Annotated in this window: 19 protein-coding genes; 9 read left to right on the forward strand and 10 right to left on the reverse strand. The window is 69.2% G+C overall.

Annotated elements, in window-relative coordinates; genetic code table 11:
- Positions 1–26: 26 nt before the first annotated feature.
- From solA to ACLJO0_RS42265, 4 genes are read right to left on the reverse strand one after another with little or no spacing between them, the layout of a single operon-like run.
- The gene (gene solA, locus ACLJO0_RS42250; RefSeq protein ID WP_410585525.1) at positions 27–1,169 is read right to left on the reverse strand and encodes an N-methyl-L-tryptophan oxidase; all 1,143 of its coding nucleotides are present in this window, start codon (positions 1,167–1,169) and stop codon (positions 27–29) included.
- Complete coding sequence (locus ACLJO0_RS42255) at positions 1,162–2,223, reverse strand: LLM class flavin-dependent oxidoreductase (protein WP_410585526.1); 1,062 nt, start codon at positions 2,221–2,223, stop codon at positions 1,162–1,164. The genes solA and ACLJO0_RS42255 overlap by 8 nt, the downstream gene beginning before the upstream one ends.
- A 30-nt stretch (positions 2,224–2,253) precedes the next feature.
- Positions 2,254–2,451 (reverse strand): tautomerase family protein, encoded by a 198-nt coding sequence (locus ACLJO0_RS42260; RefSeq protein ID WP_125797235.1) that lies wholly within the window; start codon positions 2,449–2,451, stop codon positions 2,254–2,256.
- A 37-nt stretch (positions 2,452–2,488) separates the two neighbouring features.
- Positions 2,489–3,760, reverse strand: coding sequence for a DegT/DnrJ/EryC1/StrS family aminotransferase (locus ACLJO0_RS42265; RefSeq protein WP_370311037.1), 1,272 nt, complete (start codon positions 3,758–3,760; stop codon positions 2,489–2,491).
- A gap of 272 nt (positions 3,761–4,032) precedes the next feature.
- Here ACLJO0_RS42265 and ACLJO0_RS42270 point away from each other — a divergent pair, with 272 nt between their 5' ends.
- The gene (locus ACLJO0_RS42270; RefSeq protein ID WP_410585527.1) at positions 4,033–5,028 is read left to right on the forward strand and encodes an ABC transporter substrate-binding protein; all 996 of its coding nucleotides are present in this window, start codon (positions 4,033–4,035) and stop codon (positions 5,026–5,028) included.
- Positions 5,029–5,036: 8 nt separating this feature from the next.
- On the opposite strand, the gene ACLJO0_RS42275 is transcribed toward ACLJO0_RS42270, so the two are convergent.
- Genes ACLJO0_RS42275 through ACLJO0_RS42285 form a run of 3 tightly spaced genes read right to left on the reverse strand, consistent with a single transcriptional unit; the run spans position 5,037 to position 8,316 of the window.
- Positions 5,037–6,701 (reverse strand): MFS transporter, encoded by a 1,665-nt coding sequence (locus ACLJO0_RS42275; protein WP_410585528.1) that lies wholly within the window; start codon positions 6,699–6,701, stop codon positions 5,037–5,039.
- Positions 6,698–6,904 carry a hypothetical protein gene (locus ACLJO0_RS42280; RefSeq protein ID WP_410585529.1) on the reverse strand — a complete coding sequence of 69 codons (207 nt, stop codon included), beginning with the start codon at positions 6,902–6,904 and terminating at the stop codon, positions 6,698–6,700. The genes ACLJO0_RS42275 and ACLJO0_RS42280 overlap by 4 nt, the downstream gene beginning before the upstream one ends.
- Positions 6,901–8,316, reverse strand: a complete 1,416-nt coding sequence (locus tag ACLJO0_RS42285) for an amidase (protein ID WP_410585579.1) — start codon at positions 8,314–8,316, stop codon at positions 6,901–6,903. Before ACLJO0_RS42285 ends, ACLJO0_RS42280 begins: the two co-directional genes overlap by 4 nt.
- A 316-nt stretch (positions 8,317–8,632) precedes the next feature.
- Between ACLJO0_RS42285 and ACLJO0_RS42290 the strand changes: the two genes are divergently transcribed.
- From ACLJO0_RS42290 to asnB, 5 genes are all read left to right on the forward strand, one after another.
- Positions 8,633–9,658, forward strand: a complete 1,026-nt coding sequence (locus ACLJO0_RS42290; protein WP_410585530.1) for a pyridoxal-phosphate dependent enzyme — start codon at positions 8,633–8,635, stop codon at positions 9,656–9,658.
- Position 9,659: 1 nt separating this feature from the next.
- Positions 9,660–10,253, forward strand: a complete 594-nt coding sequence (gene epsC / locus ACLJO0_RS42295; protein ID WP_410585531.1) for a serine O-acetyltransferase EpsC — start codon at positions 9,660–9,662, stop codon at positions 10,251–10,253.
- Positions 10,210–10,788: a hypothetical protein gene (locus ACLJO0_RS42300; RefSeq protein WP_410585532.1), complete on the forward strand. Its 579-nt coding sequence runs from the start codon at positions 10,210–10,212 to the stop codon at positions 10,786–10,788. The genes epsC and ACLJO0_RS42300 overlap by 44 nt, the downstream gene beginning before the upstream one ends.
- 190 nt (positions 10,789–10,978) lie before the next feature.
- Entirely contained in the window at positions 10,979–11,590 is a 612-nt protein-coding gene (locus tag ACLJO0_RS42305; protein ID WP_410585533.1) for a disulfide bond formation protein DsbA, read from the forward strand.
- A gap of 23 nt (positions 11,591–11,613) precedes the next feature.
- Positions 11,614–13,455 (forward strand): asparagine synthase (glutamine-hydrolyzing), encoded by a 1,842-nt coding sequence (asnB, locus tag ACLJO0_RS42310; protein ID WP_410585534.1) that lies wholly within the window; start codon positions 11,614–11,616, stop codon positions 13,453–13,455.
- Positions 13,456–13,469: 14 nt separating this feature from the next.
- Here the strand turns inward: asnB and ACLJO0_RS42315 are convergent, their stop codons facing one another.
- The 3 genes from ACLJO0_RS42315 to ACLJO0_RS42325 form a co-directional block, all read right to left on the reverse strand.
- The gene (locus ACLJO0_RS42315) at positions 13,470–14,201 is read right to left on the reverse strand and encodes a FadR/GntR family transcriptional regulator (RefSeq protein WP_410585535.1); all 732 of its coding nucleotides are present in this window, start codon (positions 14,199–14,201) and stop codon (positions 13,470–13,472) included.
- 130 nt (positions 14,202–14,331) lie between these two features.
- Positions 14,332–15,072: a metal-dependent transcriptional regulator gene (locus ACLJO0_RS42320; protein ID WP_410585536.1), complete on the reverse strand. Its 741-nt coding sequence runs from the start codon at positions 15,070–15,072 to the stop codon at positions 14,332–14,334.
- 35 nt (positions 15,073–15,107) lie between these two features.
- Entirely contained in the window at positions 15,108–15,497 is a 390-nt protein-coding gene (locus ACLJO0_RS42325) for a MerR family transcriptional regulator (RefSeq protein WP_125797248.1), read from the reverse strand.
- Between the two features lie 73 nt (positions 15,498–15,570).
- On the opposite strand from ACLJO0_RS42325, the gene ACLJO0_RS42330 reads away from it, so the two are divergent.
- The 3 genes from ACLJO0_RS42330 (at position 15,571) to ACLJO0_RS42340 (ending at position 21,221) form a co-directional block, all read left to right on the forward strand.
- A complete protein-coding gene (locus ACLJO0_RS42330) occupies positions 15,571–18,126 on the forward strand; it encodes a PEP/pyruvate-binding domain-containing protein (RefSeq protein ID WP_410585537.1) in 2,556 nt (851 codons plus the stop codon).
- Positions 18,123–18,794, forward strand: a complete 672-nt coding sequence (locus tag ACLJO0_RS42335) for a tyrosine-protein phosphatase (RefSeq protein WP_410585538.1) — start codon at positions 18,123–18,125, stop codon at positions 18,792–18,794. The genes ACLJO0_RS42330 and ACLJO0_RS42335 overlap by 4 nt, the downstream gene beginning before the upstream one ends.
- Positions 18,795–18,929: 135 nt before the next feature.
- Positions 18,930–21,221, forward strand: coding sequence for a glycosyl hydrolase family 95 catalytic domain-containing protein (locus ACLJO0_RS42340; RefSeq protein WP_410585539.1), 2,292 nt, complete (start codon positions 18,930–18,932; stop codon positions 21,219–21,221).
- Position 21,222: the final 1 nt, after the last annotated feature.

Genomic DNA, 21,222 nt, shown 5'->3' on the forward strand with positions numbered 1-21,222 from the left:
GGCTTTCCCTCCAGAAGATGCTCGCGTCAGCAGAATCGCTTGACGTCCATGAACGAGAAGTCGATCCGCGGTTCGTGGCCGGTGGCCAGATCCGCGAGCAGTTCGCCGATCCCGGTGGCGTGTTTGAACCCGTGTGCGTTGTCGCCGCCCGCGACGATCACGTTCGGCGCTTCGGGCAGCGAGCCGAGCACGAACTGCCCGTCCGGGGTGAGCGTCAGCATGCACACCGCCACCCGTGAGGGTTCCGGACGCAGACCGGGCAGATGACCGGCGAGCACTTCGCGCAACGCCGTCCAGTCGGCCGGGGTCACCGATCGGTCGGTGTCCAGCGGATCGAACGGGACCGCGGTGGCGCCGAACTGCTCCAGGCCGAGTTTGACGTCGTACGGCGGATCCGCGCCGCAGCCCCACAGCACCGTGCCGCCGTCGAGTTCCCGCATGAACACCGGGAACTCCGCCAGCCGGAAACGGTCGGCGTCGCCGTCGGGTTCGAACCAGGTGACCGGCATCCGCACGACCCGGAGCTCCGGCAAGGGGGTCATGAACGGCAGCCACGACCCGGTCGCCACCACCACGCGCCGCGCCGGCCAGGTCCGTCCCGGACTGTGCACGAGGACGCCGTCGTCGATCGAGTAGATCTCGGTGACCTCGGTCCCGGTGAAGACCTGTGCCCCCGCGGTCTCCGCCGCGTCGAGCGCGGCCCGGATCGACTCCTCCGGCCGCAGCAACCCGGCGGACGGCTCCCAGACGCCGATGTCGTCCGCGGCCAGCGCGGTGTGCTGGGGGAACCGTTCGGCGAGCTGCGCGCGGTTGAGCGGTTCGACCTCGATGCCGTGTTCGTTCGCGGCGGCCAGTGTTCCGCCCGCCACCGCCGAATCCGGCGCGCCGATCAGGAGCCCGCCGTACCGGTGCAGCAACGGTTTCCCGGCCTGGCGCCCGAGCAGGTCCCACAGTTCGCCGGATCGGCGGGCCAATGGCACCAGCCCGGGATGTTCCAGGCAGGTGATCCGGAACATCCGGCTGCCGCCGTGTGACGCGCCGAGCGAGTGGCCGCGGCCGTGGCGTTCGACGCCGATCGCCCGGACACCCCGGCTCGCGAGCTGCCACAGGGCCATCGAGCCCCAAGCGCCCAGCCCGACCACGACGACGTCGGCGTCCGGCTCAGGCATCGAAGCGGGGGACCACGCCGGAGGTGAACAGGTCGAGCGCGCGGACGGCGTGCTCGTGCTCGAGATAGCCAGGGTTCAGCTGCACGCTGACCGAAAGGTCGCTGCCGAAGTTCTCCGCGATCCAGCCGATCTGCCCGGCGACGTCGTCCGGCGTTCCGGCGAGAACCTTGTTCTCTGCCAAGGACTTCTCGAAGTCGTACGCGCGGACCTTCTCGATGAGCTTCTCGTAGCCCTGGTACGCGCCCGACGTGGTCGACGCCCACGAGGCGATCGCGCCGCTCATCTGCTCGATGTAGTTGTTCTCGAACTTCTCGCCCCAGGCCAGCGCGGTCGCCCGGTCCTCGGCGAGATAACAGGTGTACTTGATCTGGATCCGGCCGTCCTCAGGGCGCCGTCCCGAAGCCGCCCACGCTGTGCGGTAGCCCTCGATCATCTCGGTCAGCGTCTCCTGGCTGACGATCGACGGGACCACCTGGAGGTGGTGGCCGGCGGCGCCCGCCGCGGCGCACGACTCCGGATTCGAGGCGGAGGCGACGAAGAACGGCGGATACGGCTGCTGCACCGGCCGGGGTAACAGCGTCACCGGGCCGAAGCTGTGGAACTCGCCCTCGATCTTGACGTCCACTTCGGACAGAAGACGGCGGCAGGCGTCGACGCCTTCGTCGAAGCGGCGGCGGCTTTCGTCCATCGGGACGCCGAACCAGTCGAACTCGTCCGGCAGGAAGCCGCGGCCGAATCCGGCGTCCAGCCGTCCGCCGGAAAGGTTGTCCAGCATGGCGAGTTTGCCCGCCAGCTTGAGCGGGTGGAGGAACGCGGGGATCACCGCGCCGGTCGTGATCCGGATCCGTTCGGTCCGCGCCGCGATCGCGGCGAGGAGGGTGATCGGGTCAGGACTGTAGCCACCGTAAGGGGATCCGTGGTGCTCGACGGTCTGGACGTGTTCGAGTCCCGCCCGATCGGCCCGTTCGGACAGATCGATGACTTCGCGGTAGTAGTCACCCGCCGTTTTGCGGTCGGGGGAGAAGACGGGGAAGAAGTTCAAGCCGAATTTCACCAGTACTCCAGCTGTTCGGAAGGGCGCCGGTCAGGAAGGCCGTGGTGCGGCGGGTTTTCCGCCGAGGCCCCAGCGGTGTGCGGGTACCGGGTCCAGTACCACCCACACGTGTTCACGGATGTCTTCGCCGTAGGTCCCGACCACCGCGTCGGTGATCGCGGCGATCAGTTTCGGCTCGGTCTCTTCGGTGAGGCGGTTTTCCAGGATCTGGACATGGATGTAGGGCATGACGGAACTCGCTCCGATCTTTTCGGGCGGGATCAGGTCAGCTGTGGCTGAGCACGGCTCGCCTGCCGAAGACCTCGTTGAGGCTGCTTCGAAGCGCGGAGCACAGGAGCGCGACCTGGGTGTCGGTCAGATTGGGGTGACACGGGAGGTTCATGTGCTCGGAGAACCAGAGCCGTTCCGCTGTCGGGCATTCTCCGGGGCCGTGCCCTCGGGACTGCCATTCCGGCGTGAGGTGCAAGGGAAAATACCGCAACTGGATCTCGACACCGCGGCGATCGAGCGCGCGTACGAGCGCGTGGCGGACGTCATCGCCTTCGGTGACGAAGAATGTGTAGAGGTGGTACGAATGTTCGTCGCCCGGATCGACGAGCGGCAGCCGGATCTGCGGGTATCCGCCGAGCACCGCGTCGAGTTTGGCCGCGATCTCGCGCCGCCTTCGCACCAGTGACGGCAGCTTCCGCAGCTGTACGGTGCCGACGGCGCAGGCGACCTCGGAAAGTGTCGCGTTCGTTCCCGCGCCGTGGATCCCGGCGACCGATTCCCGGTACACCGCTTCGGAGAATTTCATCCAGGGCAGGGTTTCCGGCGGGGAACCGAGAATCCCGCTGACCGGGCCGGCGACCATGTCGACCTCGTTCGACCGGATCCGGTCCACCCGGACGGCCCAGTCGTCGCGGTCGAAGGTGATCATTCCGCCTTCGCCGAGGGTGGTGATGTTCTTGGAGGAATGGAAACTGAACGTGCCGATGTCGCCGAGGGAACCGGGTCGCCGTCCGCGATAGGCCGAGCCGAGCGCGTGCGCGCAGTCTTCGAGCACCAGTACGTCGTGCCGCGCCGCGATCGCGCAGATCTTCGCCATGTCGGCCGGATTCCCGCCGTAGTGCACCAGGATGATCGCCCTGGTCCGCGGGGTGATCAGCGCCTCGAGCCTGCGGGGATCGAGGTTGAGCGTTTCGGGATCGATGTCACAGAACCGGACGATCGCCGGCGAATCCAGCAGTGGCTGGATCGACGCCTGGAACGTCTGGGTGGTCGCGATCACCTCGTCGCCGGGCCGGAGGTCGAGCAGCCGGATGGCGATCTCCAGCGCGACCGTGCCGCTGGTCACCGACAACGCGTAACGAGAGCCGGTGTACGCGGCGAACTGGGCTTCGAACCGGTCTCGCCAGGGCCCCGCCGTCAACGCGAGGTCGTTCTGCAGAACCGTTCTGAGTACTGCGAAATCTTCTTCGTCGACAACGGATCCCCGTCGTGCGGACGGAATCTGATATCGGGGCTTGGTACTTTCGGCGGCCTCGTTCACTTGCACCCCCAAGTGCGTGGATGACGAACGTCGAAAACATGCAGCCGCCGAAGCTCGGAACCCGACCGTCGCTGCATCGGCTCGAACAGTGAGCCTTTCGCAAGGGAAGCACGCCCGATTGCGGGCAGGATTCAACCTAACAGCAGACGTATGACTAGCGCAACAACCGATGTTTTGGCAGCCTTACCTAAGTAGGTCGCGCTTGCCCGTCGCCTCGGTGCCGCGTCGGTGTGATCCGGGAAACCTCCGTTCGGTGTCCGACTTCGTGGAGTGCGCAGATGCAGCTGATGGACCTAGCCGGCAGGCCAGGCCGCCGTCTCTTCCTGGCGGGTGCGGCCGGTTTCGTGCTCGCCGGATGTACGCCCGGAAGGGCGGGGGACACCGCCCCAACGGGCGGGTTTTCGGTGACGCTGGACGGAAAACTCGGCCCCACCGTGCTGGATCGCTTGCCCTCCAGGGTGATCGCTCTCGGTTTCGGGCAGGACGCCGACGCCGCCGTGGCGCTCGGCGTCATCCCGGTGGCCATGCAGGAGGGAACGTCGACGCCGGACCGGATCCAGCCGTGGATCGTGCCGCTGCTCGGGGCCGCCCGTCCCGAACTGGTGCGGACGGGGCCGGACCGCCCACTGGAACACTTCGCCGCCCTGCGGCCGGACCTGTTCCTCGCCGCCGGCGACTACTACCTCGAAACCGGATACCGGCGGCTCGCCGAGATCGCGCCCGTGCTCGGCTACGTCGCCGGTCCGAACCTCGATCCGTGGCAGGAGACCACCCGGCGGATCGGCCGGGCGCTCGGCAAGGACTCCGCGGCGGAACAGCTGATCAGCGGCACGCTGGGCAAGATCGCGACGGCAAGGGACACCGCGGGGCTCGTGGGGAGGACCTTCAGCTGTAGCTCGGTGAGCGGCGGGGGACAGGTGTACACCAAGAACACACCCGAGGACGTGCTGGCGGTTTCGTTGGCGCAGTTCGGTTTGCGCCTGTCGGAGACGGTCACCCAGTTGCGCTCCACGACGACGAAGGGCGTCGCGGCGGTCGGCCCGGAGCGGCTCGACCTGCTCGACGCGGACATCATGCTGGTCAGTTACGAATCGGTCCAGCAGCGGCAGACGTTCGAAGCCGAGCCGCTTTTCGCGCGGCTTCCCGCCGTACGCCGGGGTTCCTATCTCGCGATCGATAAGGCCGAAGCGCAGGCGCTGGCGTTCCCGTCCGCGCTCGCCCTCGCGTACACCGCCGAGCGGATCGTGCCGCGGCTCGCCGCGGCGGCACGATGACGCGCGGTTCACGACCCCACCTGTCCGACGACGACGTCGTGCCGAACCGGCGTGTCGTCGGCCATGATCCGGCCGACCGACGGTTGATGGCTGGGCGCGGTGCAGATGACCAGATGCGGGCCCGGAGCCGTCGGCGCCGCGTGATACCAGCCGGTCTCGTCGGTGACGGTGCGGACGACGCGACCGCCGTCCGGATTCACCAGCAGCACCACCGCGCCGGGCACCGGGTCGCCGTCGAGTCCCCGGACCCGACCGGTGGCGGCCGCGAGTCGTTCCGCGGTTCGCGGCGGCAGGACGAGCATGCCGGCCACCGCCGCGGCGGCCACACAGCCCGCCGAGACGGCGAACGCGAAGGCGTACCCGTGCGCGAGTCCTTCCTGCGTCGAAGACCCGCTCGCGGCGGCCGCGGCGATCGTGGTCAGCACGGCCAAACCGATCGCACCACTGGTCTGCCGCACGGTGTTGAGCACGGCGGCTGCCACCCCGCCCGAGGTGGTGGGCACGCCGCTGGTCGCCGCCACCGTCAACGGGGTGAACGCCGACGCGGTACCGAAACCGAACACCACGCTCGGCAGCACGATCATCGCCACGGACGAACCGCCGGTGCCGAGTGAGGCGGCCACCCCGGCGAGGCCGGCCGCCCCGAGGACGCAGCCCAGTGCCGCCGCGCGACGGGCACCGAGCCGGATGGTGAGCGGACCGGCGGCCTTGGCACCGGCGAACATCGCCAGGCCCGCCGGCAGGAAACCGAGCCCGGCGGCGAGCGGACCGGCGCCGTGCACGTACTGCAGGACGAACGAGATCAGCACCGGAGCGCCGAAGAAGCCCAGGCCCAGCAGGAACATCACCAGATTCGCGCCGCGCACCGCGCGATGGGAGAACAGGCTCAACGGCACCAGCGGGGCCGCCGCCCAGCGCCCCTGGTGCAGCAGGAACAGCCCGCACAGCACGATTCCCGCGATCAGCGGACCGGAGACCTCCGGCGCGCTCCAGCCCACGGTCTCCGACTCCATCACCGCGTACACGACGCCGGTCAGCCCGGCCGTCGCCAGGACGGCGCCGACGACGTCCAGCCGGTACGCCGATCCGGACCGGGAACCGCCGGGCAGCAGGGCCAAGGTGCCGGCGACCGCGACGAGTCCCAACGGCACGTTGACGAAGAACACCCAACGCCAGCCCGCGAACTCGGTCAGGAGGCCGCCGGTCAGCGGACCGGACGCGGCGCCGACGGCACCGATCGCGCTCCACGTGCTCAGCGCGCGGGCACGCCTCGGCCCCGCCGGGAAGGTGTCGGTCAGCAGGGACAACGTCGCGGGCATCAGCAGCGCACCGCCGACACCCTGTCCGGCGCGCGCGGCCAGCAGAAGCGCCGGATCCGTGGCCAGCCCGGCGAGGAGGCTCGCCCCCGCGAACAGGCCCATCCCGGCCAGCAGTACCCGGCGCCGTCCGAAGACGTCCGCGCATCGGCCGCCGAGCAGCAGACAGCCCGCGAACGCGAGCGTGTACGCGTTGACCACCCACGGCAGCGTCGCGGCGGAGAAGCCGAGATCGGCGCGGATCCTTGGCAGGGCGACCGAGACGATCGTGGCGTCCAGCACCACCACGAACGACCCGAGACAGGCCAGCGCGAGCACCAGGTGGTCGCGGCGGCGGGCGGCAGAAGACGTGCTCATGAAACCTTTCCTGTTCCTGCTGCTTCTTCGTCACCCGTCCGGAAGCCGAGGACGGGCAGCGCGTGACGAGCCGCGGGGAGGTCGTACAGCGCGTCGATCGCCGCCCGCTGCCACGAATAGCGCGCGGCCAGCCCGGCGATCTCGGGTTCGGTGGCGGGCAGGGTCGCGGCCGCGAGCAGTACGCGGATCTCCGGCTCGCTCATGACGGCTCCGGCGGGGTCCGCAGATGCCAGCCGGTGGCCGACTGGAACGCGTCGCCCGCCTCCAGCAGTTCCGTTTCGCCGCGCACCGGCCCGGCCAGCTGCAGCGAAAGCGGCAGCCCGTCGGCGGTGAACCCCATGGGCAGCGCCAAAACGGGATTGGCGAGCCCGTTCCAGTACGGCGTGTGGATGACGCCGAAGAGTTCTTCGTTCTCCGGTAGCCCGGCGGGGGAGAGCAGCGACTCGAACCGGGGCGCGCCGACGGACGCCGTCGGGCAGGCGACGAGGTCCACTTCGGTGAAGAGTCCGTCGACCGCCCGCTGCGCGACCCGCCGCACGCGCTGGGCCTGGACGTAGTCGGCGCCGGTGACGAGCGCGCCGGTGGCGAGGAGCCCGCGCGTCCCGCGGCTGAAGTCGAGCCACCGATGGCACAGCTCCGCGCGGTGGTGGGCCAGCGCCTCACTGGCGACGGTCACCTGAACGGCCGTCACCAGTTCCGCCGGATACGGCAGCGTGATCCGGCTCAGCCGCGCGCCGAGTCCGGCCAGCACCGCGAGTGTCTCGGCGAAGACGCCGTCCAACGCGGGATCGCGTCCGGGCGGGAAGTGGTGGTCGCGGACGACGCCGATCCGCAGCCCGGTGAGATCGCCGCGGAATTCGGGGCGCCGCACCGGCCCGGTCGCGGAATCGGGATCGGCCGGATCCGGCCCGGCCAGCACCTCGAGCACCGCCGCGCAATCCCGTACGGAACGGGCAAGCGGGCCGATCCGGTCGAGGCTGTAGCCCAGTGGCACACAGCCGGTTCTCGGCACCCGGCCGTATCCGGGCATCAGGCCGGTGACCCCGCAGAACGCCGCGGGCACCCGGATGCTGCCCGCGGTGTCCGAGCCGATCCCGGCGAGGAACATCCCGGTCGCGACGCCGATCCCGGCGCCAGAACTCGAACCGCCCGCCCAGCGTGCGGTCCGCCACGGATTGCGGGGGATCGGGAAGGGGTGCTCCTGTTCCGGCATCCCGCAGGCGAACTCCATCGTGGTCGTCTTGCCGGTGAGCACCGCGCCCGCCGCCTTGAGCCGGGTGGCGACCGTCGCGTCCGTTCCCGCCAGCCAGCCGCGGTCGTGCACGAGGCTCTGCGCCGTCGTCGCGGCTTCGGCGGTGGCGATGATGTCCTTGACGCCGATCGGGATCCCGTGCAGCGGCCCGCGGTCCAGTCCGGCGGCGAGTTCGGCGTCCGCCCGTCTCGCCGCCGTGAACGCGGTCTCGTCGAGGCGGGTCAAGTAGGCGCCGTAGATCGCGTCACCGCGATCCGCGGCGGCCATCGCCGCCTCGGTCAGGCCGATGCTCGTGACCGTGCCGTCCCGCAGGGCCGCCGCCGTGGCGGTGAGGGTGCGCGGGCGCAGGGACGTGGTGCCGATGTCCGCCTCCGATCCATCAGGTGTGGTTAGCCTAACCTTGGACCCTCAACCCGGGTTGAGATCAACTGAGGCGAGGCGGACCACCCGTTCGTGTCGCCCATCGGGCAAGCGGATGACTGAACGTCTGATGTTCGACAGAGCAGGTGTTTACTTGCTAGCCTGAACCAGGTTCCGCGCGCGGCCCTGTCCCCGCGGACCACCGGTACGAGCGTTTTCCGCCACCGGAGAATCCGGATCCGCCGAGGGGGATCCGCACCCGAACACCACGCCGCGCTGATCGTCGCGCTGCTCGAGTGGCGCCTGGGGAAGGACTCGCATGACCGACACCGCTCAGCCAGAGATCGCTCTCACTGTGGAAGAACCACTCGCCGCGGCACCGGATCAGGCGGTCGCGCTGACCCGGCATCCCGGGTTGCGGGAGTTCGCCGGACGGCTCGGCGACACCCCGCTGGTCGAGGTCCCCGGCCCGCCGGGCGGGGCGAAAGTGCTGGCGAAGTACGAATTCGCCAACCCGTTCGGTTCGGTGAAGGACCGCACCGCGTTCGCACTGGTCTGCCGGGCGATCGCCGCGCACACCGGGCCGGAGCCGCTGAAACTGCTGGACGCCTCGGCCGGGAACATGGCCCGCGCGCTCGCCGGACTAGGCGAACTGGCGGGGATCCCCACCCGGCTCGTGGTCCCGTCCGTCATCCCGCCGAGCCTGCTGACCGCGATGGAGAAGACGGGCGCGGAGATCGAACTCGCCGACGCGGCGGGCGGTCTGCTCGGGATGATCAAGGTGTGCGAGAAGATCGCCGACGGCGACCCCTCGCTCACCCCGCTCGTGCAACACCGGAACATGGCCAACGTCGCGGCCCACGAATTCGGTACCGGCAAAGAGATCCTGGACCAACTCGGGGAGCACCGGCCCGCCGCCTGGGTCAGTGCAATCGGGACCGGCGGCACCCTGGCCGGGGTCCACCGTGCGCTGCGTACGCGGTGGCCGGACATCGTGGTCGCCGGGGTCACGCCCTCGGAAATGCCGTACGGCACCGAGCGGGCACCGCATTCCGAGCCCCGGTTCGCCGGGGCGGGCGGGTTCGGCAACGGGCTGCGTCAGCCGTTCGTCGACACCCAGCTCCCCGAGGCGGAACAACTGCACGTCACCTATGCCGAATCCCTGCGGGGAATGGTGGACTACCGGAAACTCACCGGCACCTCGATCGGCGCCTCCGCCGCGGCCGCGTGGCTGAGCGCGAAGAAGGTCGCCGAACGGTTCGGGCCCGAGCAGGTCGTCGTGACCCTGTTCGCCGACGCCGGTCCCGAGGAGGATTGGGTCAAGGCCGAGCAGACGGCCGGATGACATGCGGCGGTCCCTCAGCCGGTTGCGTGAGGATCTCGCGACCACAATGGACAAAGACCCGTCGGTGACCTCCCGCCTGGAGGCGCTCTGTCATCCCGCGCTGCCCGCGGTCTGGAGTCACCGGATCGCGCACCGGCTGCATCGCGGCGGCCACCGGATCCTCGCCCGGCTGCTGTCGAACGCGGCGAAGATCCTGACCGGGGTGGAAATCCATCCCGGTGCCCGGATCGGCAGGCGCTTCTTCATCGACCACGGGAACGGTGTCGTGATCGGCGAAACCGCCGTCATCGGCGACGACGTGACCCTCTATCAACAGGTGACGCTGGGCGCCATCGGCTTCTGGCGTGACAACGCCAGGGCCGAGGGCGAGGCCCGGCATCCGCGTATCGGCGACCGGGTGGTCGTCGGCGCCAAAGCGACGGTGCTCGGCCCCGTGACCATCGGGGACGGCGTCGTGGTTCCCGCACACAGCCTCGTGCTCACCACCATCGAATCCGGAAGCAACGGGAAAACCCCAGTGATCGACCGACGTTCGAAGATCGGAGACGGGAATGTCCAGCGACCTCATGGCCAGTATCCGGTTCAGCGAGAATGACCTCCGCGCCCGGGTCGCCAGGTTCACCGACCTGGCCGGAACGGACGGCGGCGCCCCGGACACGGTGCTCGCGGGGTGCGCGCGGGTGATGTTCAACGTGATCGGCTTCCGGCCGCCGGAGCGCAACGGCGCCGACGACGACCAGGTGATCTCCCCGATCGGCGCGAAGAGTTCGGGCAACGCGCCGATCGACATCGCCGAGGGCTTCAACCTCGCCTACATCAAGGCAACGCCGGGGAACGGCACGATCCTGCACAACCACGACACGAACGAGACGTTCATCCCCTTGAGCGGCACCTGGCGATTCCGCTGCAACGACGAGGACGACCTGTACGTCGACCTCGGCCCGTTCGACGTGATCTCCCTGCCTGCCGGGCTCCAGCGCCGGTTCACCAACCTGGCGGCCGCTCCCGGGGCGGAAGAGAGCCTGATGATCGTCATCGTGGCGGGAGACCGCCCGAAGTCGGTCATCTACCCGGAAGTACTGCAGGCCGCGCGGACCGAAGGCGCGTACACCCCGGCCACCTTCGCCTAGTGATGGTGGCTCTCGCCGAACCCGTGGTCGAGGTGCGCGTCGCGAAAGCCACTTTCGCGACGCTTGGTGTCCCGAAAGTGGCTTTCGCGACACCGCCGCCCCACGGCCACGACCACCCCGGCCGGCATGCCCCGCCAGTCCGGTCTCCAAATCACGCGAAACCACCTTGTCTCCAGAAACGAGGACAGCGATGACCGAGTCCCCCGTCCGGGCCGACCTGTGGTTCGACCCGATCTGCCCGTGGGCGTGGCAGACCTCGCGGTGGCTGCTCGAAGCGGCCGAAGTACGCGAGATCGACCTGCGTTTCCACCTGATGAGCCTCGCCGTGCTGAACGAAGGCCACCAGTTGCCCGAAAAGTACGAAGTGATGATGCGCGAAGGCTGGTACCTCTCGCGGGTCATCGCGGCCGCCGCCCGTGACCACGGCGAGAAGGTCGTCGAACCCCTGTACACCGAGATGGGCACCCGCATCCATCCCGGCGGGAACGAGGACTACCGCGAGGTCAGCGGTCTGGCCCTCGAAGCGGCCGGGCTCCCGGCCGGACTGGCAGGCGCGGGAACGGACACGACACTCGACGCCACGATCCGCACGAGCCACGACGAGGCGATGACCGCGATCGGGCCCGACCTCGGCACGCCGGTCGTGCGGATCGACGGCAGTGCCTGTTTCGGCCCGGTGCTCGCCGAGGTCCCGCGCGGTGAGGCCGCGGGCCGGATCTTCGACGGCGTCCGGGCACTCACCGGATTCGAGTATTTCTTCGAGCTGAAGCGGACGCGGACCGCGGAACCCGTTTTCGGCTGACACCACGGTTACTGGGAGGCGAAATGTGCGGAATCACCGGCTGGGTGTCGTTCGAGGACGACCTGCGGAGCCAGCGCCCGATCCTCGACGCGATGACGGCCACGATGTCCTGCCGCGGTCCCGACGCCGGAGGTGTCTGGCTGGACCGCCACGCCGCGCTCGGGCACCGCAGGCTCGCGGTGATCGACCTGCCCGGCGGTGTGCAGCCGATGTCGGCGGGCACCCCGGCCGGTGAAGTGGCGCTGGTCTACAGCGGTGAGGTCTACAACTACACCGAGCTCCGGAAGGAACTGCGGGACAAGGGGCATCGGTTCCACACCGACAGCGACACCGAAGTGGTCCTGCGCGGTTACCTGGAATGGGAAGAGGGGGTCGCGGAACGGCTGAACGGCATGTACGCCTTCGCCGTCTGGGACTCCCGCACCGCGAAGCTGGTGCTGATCCGGGATCGCATGGGCGTGAAACCCCTTTACTACCAGGCGACCTCCGGTGGCGTGCTGTTCGGTTCCGAGCCGAAGGCGATCCTGGCGAACCCGCGGGCGCCGCGTGTCGTCGACGCGGACGGCCTGCGCGAACTGGTCGCCTTCACGAAGAAACCCGGCTGGTCGCTGTGGAAGGACATGCACGAGGTCGAGCCGGGCACGATCGTCACCGTCGACGACCGTGGGATCCGTTCGCACACCTACTGGCGGCTGCGGACGGCTCCGCACACCGACGATCAGGACGCGACGGTGGCGCGGGTCGGCGAGCTGATGACCGACATCGTGCACCGCCAGCTGGTCTCCGACGTGCCGAGGTGCGTCCTGCTCTCGGGCGGGCTGGATTCGAGCGCGGTCACCGGGATCGCGGCGTCGCGGCTCGCGGAGTCGGGGGAGCCGCTGCGCACGTTCTCGGTCGATTACGCCGGGCAGGAGGAGAACTTCCGCCCGGACGAGATGCGCGACGCCCCGGATTCGCCGTTCATCCGCGACGTCGTCGATCTCGTCGGCTCGGTGCACGAGAACGTCATGTTGGATCCCGCCGAGCTCACCGATCCCGACGTGCGCCGGGCCTGCGTCGCGGCGCGGGACATGCCGTCCGGGCTCGGCGACGTCGACCTCTCGCTCTATCTGTTGTTCAAGGCGATCCGGCAGCAGTCCACAGTGGCCTTGTCGGGGGAGGCGGCGGACGAGGTGTTCGGCGGCTACCGATGGTTCTTCGAAGAGGAGTCCCGGACCACCGACATGTTCCCGTGGCTGGTGTTCCGCAACGCGGTCACCAGTGATCGGGAGAACCTGCTCCGCCGTGACGTCCGCGAGGCGCTCGACGTGCCGGCCTACGCCGCCGACGAGTACGCCTCCGCGGTCGCGGAGGTCGAGCAAATGCCGGGGGACGACGCCCTCGAACAACGGATGCGCGTGATCTGTCACCAGAACCTGACCCGGTGGGTCCGGGTGCTGCTCGACCGCAAGGACCGGATGTCGATGGCGGTCGGCCTGGAGGTCCGGGTCCCGTTCTGTGATCACCGGCTCGTCGAGTACGTCTACAACACTCCGTGGGCGTTCAAAACCTTCGACGGCAGGGAGAAGAGCCTGTTGCGGCAGGCGACGAAGCATCTTCTGCCGACTTCGGTCGCCGAGCGGCTGAAGAGTCCGTATCCGTCCACACAGGACATCGGATACGCGGTCGCGCTTCAGTCACAGGCGAAACAGGTGCTCGCGGACCTCGATTCGCCGGTCTTCCAGCTGGTGAACCGGGATTGGGTGTACGACGCCGTCCAGGCCGACGCGGCGACGCTGTCCGGCCAGACGCGGCACGGTCTGGACCGCGTGCTGGATCTCTTCCACTGGTTCGATCTGTACCGGCCGGCCATCCGTCTCGGTTGACCGGCCCGGTTCGCTCAACGGCGCTTCGGCGTGCTTTTCCTTTTGCGGGAAGCAGTTTTGTTCTGTGCCTTGGTCAGCACCGCGACGGCGGCGTCGATGATCACCGCGACGGCTCGTTCGGCGCGGTCGGCGTCGCCGTCGGTGATGGCCTCGGCGAGGGTGTCGTGATCCGGGAAGTCGATGTGTTCGCGGCGCAGCTCGGCCATCACCGTCGCCACCCCACTGCTCAGCGCGTAGCTGAGGCCCTCCCACAGTTCGATCAGGACCGCGTTGTGCGTGGCGGCGATGATCGCCGCGTGGAATTCGTTGTCCGCGGCGAGGAAAGCGTCCTCGTCCCCGGCGTCACGTGCCTCGTGCTGGGCGGCGAGTGCGGCGGTGATCCGGGCGATGTCTTCGGTGTCCCGGCGTTCCGCCGCCGTCCTGGCGGCCTGGCGCTCGATGCTGTTGCGGACTTCGAGTACTTCGAGAACGTTCGCCGCGCGGGTTCGCCGCAGCAGGGCCGCGGACAGCCCGTGCCGTGCTCTGACGTAGGTGCCGTCGCCGCGGCGCGGCTCCAGCAGCCCGGCGTGCTCAAGGGCGCGGACGGCTTCGCGGACCGTGCTGCGCCCGACCCCGAGTTGCTCGACCAGCTCCTGTTCCGGCGGGATACGGGAGCCGACCGGCCATTCGCCGGTCTCGATCAGTTCCTCGAACTGGTCGACCACAGTGGACGAGAGTCTCGCTGTACTGGCCGCTCGAAGTGGCATGGCGGTCTCCCTCCTTCGGCCCCCGGATGTGGACATCAGATCGGCAGATCATATGACATCTTACTGCCTTGCCCCGGCGGAACGCGCGCGCCTGTTCGAAAAACGATATGCAAGGCGCGAAAGGACAAAGTCAGCGACCGGCTACGCAGCGGATGCGTGGCGGAACCGCGGAATTCGGCGCTGCGGGATCGCAGACGATCATCCTCGACGCCTGGTTTCGTTCGAGGATCACGGTCGCCGTGGCCGTCCGCGCTTCGAACCGCCGCCCGTCGGCCGGGGTGAGCGTCATGCGCGCTCCAGGGGTGAGGCCCGTGGCCAGAAGCGTTCCGAGGAACGCGGAATCGTCCTGGATCCGTTCACTGATCCGGTGCAGCCGGACCTCTTGCCGTCCGGCGTGGGTGGCCGGCCGCATTCCCGGCGGTGCCGGCACCGGGGGAAGGCCGGACAGGCCGAGAAAGGCCAAGCCGGGAATCGGCCCGCCGTACGGGCTGAACCGCGGGCCGCCGCAGAGTTCGAAGATCCGGCGCGCGGCGGCGTCGGACATCACGTGTTCCCAGCGGCAGGCCTCGTCGTGCAGCCGGACCCAGTCCAGCCCGATCACCCGATAGAGGAGTGTTTCCGCGAGGCGGTGCTTGCACATCACCCGCACCGCGATCCGCCGCCCCTCCGGGGAAAGCTCCAGCCGCCGGTCCTCGGCGACCAGGAGGAGGCCGTCACGCTGGAGGCGGGCCACGGTCTGGCTGACCGTCGGCGGGCTCTGCTCGAGCCGGTCCGCGATCCGGGCGCGCAACGGGACGACACCGTCCTCTTCCAGCTCGTAGGCTGCTTTGAGGTACATCTCGGTGGTGTCGATCAGGCCACGGGCGGTCATACTCCGGAAGCCTGCCCCCTCAACCCGGCTTGAGGTCAAGCGCCCGGCAGCTCCACTGTGGACCGGAACTCCGGACAGCGTTCCAGCGTGTTTTCGGGGCAGCGAAGCAGATGGTGCAGATAGGTCCGCGCGGTGGCGAGCTTTTCGAGCTGGGACTCCAAAGCTTCGATACGGGCCGAGACGGTGTCCCGCCAGTCGTGCGTGGCGGTGCGCCCGGCGAGCACGGTCGCGATCTCGTCGAGGCTGAGCTGGCCGGTGTCCCGCCACAGCCGGATCAGGGCGATCCGGTAGAGCTGGTCGGTGTCGTAGTAACGCCAGCCGGATCGCCGGTGCGGCTTGATCAGTCCGCGGCGTTCCCAGTAGTGCAGGGTCGAAACCGGAAGGTCGAACCGGTCGGCGACTTCTCTGATCGATGCGGATTCCATGACATCATTTGAACTCAACCCAGGTTGAGGATGCAAGCTTAGGCTAAGCAACACCCCCTGGGAGGTAATGAAAGTGATTCTCGAGCTCGCCGAAGCGGGAGGACGCACGCGCGACCTCGTCGGTGGCAAGGCGGCGAACCTCGCGGAAATGACTTCGGCGGGTTTTCCCGTGCCGGAGGGTTTCTGCGTAACGACCGCCGCGTACCGGCAGGTGCTCTCCGACGGCGAGGGGCCGCGGTTGCTCGGCGAGCTGACCAGGGTGCCGTCCGACGACGAGGGACGGCTGGCCGAACTGGCGGACCGGTTGCGGGCCCACGTCCTGACCGTGCCGATCCCGGCCCGGCTCGAAACCGGGATCGTCGAGGCGTACGAACGGCTTTCGCGAGGCGAGCCGGCGGCGGTCGCGGTGCGGTCTTCGTCGACGGCCGAGGATCTGCCGGACGCCAGTTTCGCCGGGCAGTACGACACCTTCCTCGACATCCAGGGCTCCGGCGAGGTGCTCGCGGCGGTGCGACGATGCTGGGCCTCGCTCTGGTCGGAGCGGGCGACCAGGTACCGGGCGGCACACGGCACCGATCGCGGACCCGCCATCGCGGTGATCGTGCAACGGCTGGTCGACGCCGAATGCGCCGGCGTGCTGTACACGGCGAATCCGGTGTCGGGCAAACGTTCCGAGATCATCGTCGACGCCGCTCCCGGCTTGGGTGAAGCGGTGGTTTCCGGCGCGGTGACCCCGGATCACTACCGGCTGACCGTCGACGGCGAATCCCTCGAAGGCCCGGACGACGGTTGCCTGACGCCGTCACGGCTGGGTGAACTCGCGGCCGTCGGCAGACATCTGGAGAAGCATTTCGGCGCCCCACAGGACGTCGAGTGGGCGTTCAACGGCGAGGGCGAGCTGTGGCTGACCCAGTCGCGGCACATCACCACGCTGTTCCCTGTCCCGGAGAGCGACGAACCGCGCGCGTACTGGTCGGTCAACGTCTACCAGGGGATCAGCCGGCCCTTCACACCGATGGGCGCGTCCATGATCCGCGAACGCCAGCGCGGGATGGCGGCGTACATGAGCGCGCTCGGCTTCTCGGACGAGATCACCGACGTGGACGGGTGGCTGTACTGGGACATCACCGACGGCGTGCGGAGCCCGGCGAAGCGGCCGAAGATGGCCGCGTTCGTGGACAGTCTCGCCGCGCCTTCGGGTCGGCTCGTCGAGCAGCTCGGCCGTGATCGCCGGTTCCCCTCGGTGGCGTCCGGTTCGGAGGAGGACGTCCCGCCGAAGAAACGGCGTCGCCGCTGGGAACGGATGATCCCCGCCTGGCTGTGGCCGGATCAGGCCCGCGCCAAGGTCGTCCGCGACGCCGAACGGCGGATCGCCGCCTTCACCGGGCCCGCCGAGGCGACGGCGGAAGAACGACTGTCCTTTGTGGAATCCATCCGGCGTGACGTCTGCCGGATCGAGGCGAACCTCCCTCGCGACGCCAACACCGCGGGCGGGACAGGCGGGCAGCTGGCCGGTCAGTTGCTGCGCGGTCACGTGAGCGACGCCGAGGTGGCGACCGTTTTCCGGGGTATCCCGCACAATCCGACCACCGAGATGGATCTGGCGTTGTGGCGGGCGGCGGCCGCGATCCGGCGTGACGACGAGGCCTTCCGGCTGTTGCTGGAGACCGCGCCCGACGAACTGGCCGCCAAACACCTCGCCGGGACCCTGCCGGAGGCGATCCAGCACGGCGTCGCCGCGTTCCTGGCCGAATACGGCTGCCGCGCGACCTCGGAGATCGACTTCGGCGTGCCTCGCTGGACCGATGACCCCGAGCCGGTTTTCGCGATGCTCTCGAACCTGCTTCGCGCGGAAGGGGAGGAGCAGGACCCGGAAACCCGCTTCGGGCAGGCGGCCGCGGCGGCCGAAGCGCGGATCGTCGAGCTCACCCGGCGGCTTCCGGTGACCAAGCTGCACCGGGCGCTGCTCGCGCGGTTCCTGCTCCGGCGGTCTCGACGGTTGCGTGGCCTGCGTGAGTTCCCCAAGTTCTGCCTCATGCGCGGTTTCGCCGCCCTCCGGACGCAACTGCTCCTCGTCGGCGAGGAGATCGTGCGGGCGGAGCGGCTGGAACGGGCCGGCGACGTGATGTTCCTCGACCTCGCCGAAGTCCGCGAAGCCTTGGACAGCAGGGACTTCCGCGCGACCGTGGCGCGGCGCAGGGAGATCTGGGGGCGGGAATCCCGGCGGCCACGGGTGCCGTCGGTCGTGCTTTCCGACGGCACCGCACCCGCCCTCGAATCCACTTCGGACGGTGGTGACCTCACCGGGCTGGCGGCGGCGGCCGGGGTGGCGACCGGCCGGGCGCGGGTGATCCACGATCCGGACGGGGCCCGGATCGAACCGGGCGAGATCCTCGTCGCCGCGACGACGGATCCCGGGTGGACGCCGCTGTTCCTGACGGCCGCCGCGCTGGTGACCGAAACGGGCGGGATGATCTCCCACGGCACCACCGTGGCCAGGGAGCACGGGATCCCGGCCGTGGTCGGCGTTCCGGGCGCGACGACGCGGATCGTCACCGGTCAGGTGATCACCGTCGACGGTTCCGCCGGGACCATCACCTTCGGCGAGACGGCGGAGGATTCCCGGTGACCGCGGTGGCGTCCGCGCTCACCGGCGCGTTCAACTTCCGCGACACCGGCGGCGGGCCGATCCGGCGGGGGAGGCTGTTCCGCAGCGACACCTTGCAGGCGCTGACCGGAACCGACAAGGAACTCCTGCTCGGCCGGTTCGGTATCGAGGGGGTGCTCGATCTCCGCTCCAGTGCCGAGACGGTCAGCGAGGGCCGGGCGGAGTTACCCGGTGTCCGCTATGTGAACGTGCCGTTGAAGACCGTCCAAAGCGGACGGTCGAGCGCGCTGGAGGAGATCTACGTCGATCATCTCCGGCACGACGAGAACCTCTCGATCGCCATGGAGATCCTGGCGGTCCTGCTGGCCCGTCCCGTCGTGGTGCACTGCGCGTCGGGCAAGGACAGGACCGGCGTCGTCACGGCGCTCGCGCTCGGGCTCGCCGGGGCGCCGCGGGAGCTGATCGTCCAGGACTACCTGCGCAGCGCGTACAGCCTTCCCCGCGTGATCGAGCGGTTCCGCCCGCTCGGTTTGCCGGAGGAACTGTTCCGGTGCACGGAGAGCACGATCAACGCCTTGCTGGACAGCGTCGAGGACGACTTCGGCGGATTCGCCGGCTGGGCCCGGCAGCGTGGCGTGTCCGACGCGGTCGTCCGGACACTGAAGGCGCGCTTGCTCAACAACGGGTGAATTGTCCGGCGAGACATCGGATGTCTGTACGGCTACGTGAGTGAAAGGGATGGCCAAACCTCGACTATTTCTGGAAACATGCCGGTCGCCAGGACCTGATCTGCGGTAAACGTAGTATGAATCTGGAGGCGACCCATGGCCGAGCTGTCCAGGCGATCGATGCTGAGGGTCGCGGCGGGGGCTGCGGCGCTCGGTGGGCTCTGGGCCCAAGGGGCGCCTCCCGCCCTCGCCGGGCCGGACGTCCATCGCCGGATCGTCGACGACGCGCGCATGATCTGGAAGCGCATGCCGCAGAACTGGCAGGAGGGTCCGTTCCTCGCCAACGGCTTCCTCGGCGTGCAGTTCTACGCGGGGGCGCAGCCGAACGTCCTCAAGGTGATGCTCAGCCACTCCCAGGTCCAGGACCAGCGCGGACAGTGGGAAGCGGGCATCGGGTACTCGCGGCTGCCGATCGGCTACCTCACGCTCACCTTCGAGGGCGCGATCACGGCGGTGGACTGGCATCTCGACCTGTACAACGCCGAACTCGGCGGCACGATCACGACCACCAGGGGTTCGGTGCGGTTCTCCGCGCTGGTCCACAACGACCAGGACCTCCTCCTCGTCTCGCTCACCGGGGAGGCGGCCGCGGACTGGGGGTTCACGCCGCTGAAGTCAGCGACGACGAGGACGATCCGCAAACCGCCCGAGTACACGGCCAATCCCGATCCGAAGCTCGCCACAGCGGGCGCGGTCCGGTACTGCGAGCAGCCACTCCACGCGGGCGGCGGGTACACGACAGCGTGGCGTGAGCGGACCGTCGGCACGCGGCGGCTCCTGGCGGCGACGATCGCGTACGGGTTCCCCGAGCCGACCCACACCGCCGAGGCGATCAGGCGGGTCCACCGGGCGTCGGCGGTGAACCCGGACGCGCTCGTCGCGGACCATCGGCGCTGGTGGAACGCCTTCTACCGGCGCAGTTTCGTGTCCGTGCCGGACAAACGCGTGCAGCGGTTCTACTGGATCCAGCTGTACAAGACCGCTTGCGCCACCCGAGCGAACGGCCCTGTCGTCGCCGAATGGGGACCGTGGTTCCCGGAGGTCGGCAACAGCTGGACGGCGGTGTGGTGGAACCTCAACGTCCAGGTCACGTACCCGATCGTCAACAGCAGCAACCATCCCGAACTCGACGCCGTCACCGCGACCTTCCGCCGCGATCACGCGAACCTCGAACTCTCGGTGCCGCCCGCGTACCGGGACGGCGAGACGTACGCGCTTTCGCATCCGGGGGACTGGCGGCTGAGGCCCGGCGGCACGCGTGCGGTCGGGATTCCCGGCCCGGCCACGAAGAACGACCAGACCGGCAACCTGATCTGGGGTCTGCACAACGTCTGGCTGGCGTATCGGCACAGCATGGACGTCCGCATCCTGCGTGAAGTCCTGTACCCGACGCTCGCCAAGGCTCTCAACTACTACCGCCACTTCCTCGCCGCCGGCCAGGACGGCGCCCTGCACCTGCCGATGACCAGGTCACCCGAGTACGCGGACGCGGCCGACTGCACGTACGACCTGTCGCTGATCCGCTGGGCGGCGCGCACCCTCGTCGAATCGGCGGCCAAGCTGCGGATCGACGACCCGCGGGTGCCGGCGTGGCGGGAGATCGGCGAAAAGCTGGTGCCGTACCACCAGGATCCAGCCCAAGGCGTGCTGATCGGCGACGGTGTCCCGCTCGCCGATTCACACCGGCACTTCTCGCATCTGCTCTGGCTCTATCCGCTGCGGGAGAAGCTCTGGGACCGTCCCGGTGACCGGGACATCATGCGCCGCACCTTCGCGCATTGGGCCGGTGCACAGGAGAAATGGCACGGCTACAGCTTCGCGGCCGCGTCGTCGATGAGTTCCGTGATGGACGCGCCAGAGGAAGCCTTGCGCTACCTGAAGATCTTCCTGGACGGGACCGTCGTGGCCAACACTCAGCTGACGCCGAACACGATGTACCGCGAAGGCGCGAACCTCGCGATCGAGAGCCCCATCACCGCCGCGCAGTCCGTTGTGGACATGCTGCTGCAAGGCGATCACGGCGTCCTCAAGGTCTTCCCGTCGGTTTCGTCGGCGTGGCCGGAGGCGTCGTTCGAAAGCCTGCGCGCCGAGGGCGCCTTCCTCGTGGACGCCTCCCGGCGGAACGGCGCGACCGAATGGCTCCGCGTCCACAGCGAAGCGGGCGAGCCACTCACACTCCAGCACGGGATCCCGGGAGACATCGAGGTCCGTGACGCTCGCGGGCGGCGGCTCCCTTGGCGGGCCGCGGGGCCGGGCACGATCTCGATCGCGCTCGCCCGCGGCGGGACGGCCGTCGTCACCCGGCGCGGCACGCGCCCGGCATTGGAGCCCCGCGACGTGCCCGGCGACCGCGAAACTCCGGCTTGGGGACTCGACCAGGAGGTCTGAG

The sequence above is a fragment of the Amycolatopsis sp. lyj-108 genome (assembly GCF_046549005.1).
In the GTDB taxonomy this organism is placed as follows: domain Bacteria; phylum Actinomycetota; class Actinomycetes; order Mycobacteriales; family Pseudonocardiaceae; genus Amycolatopsis.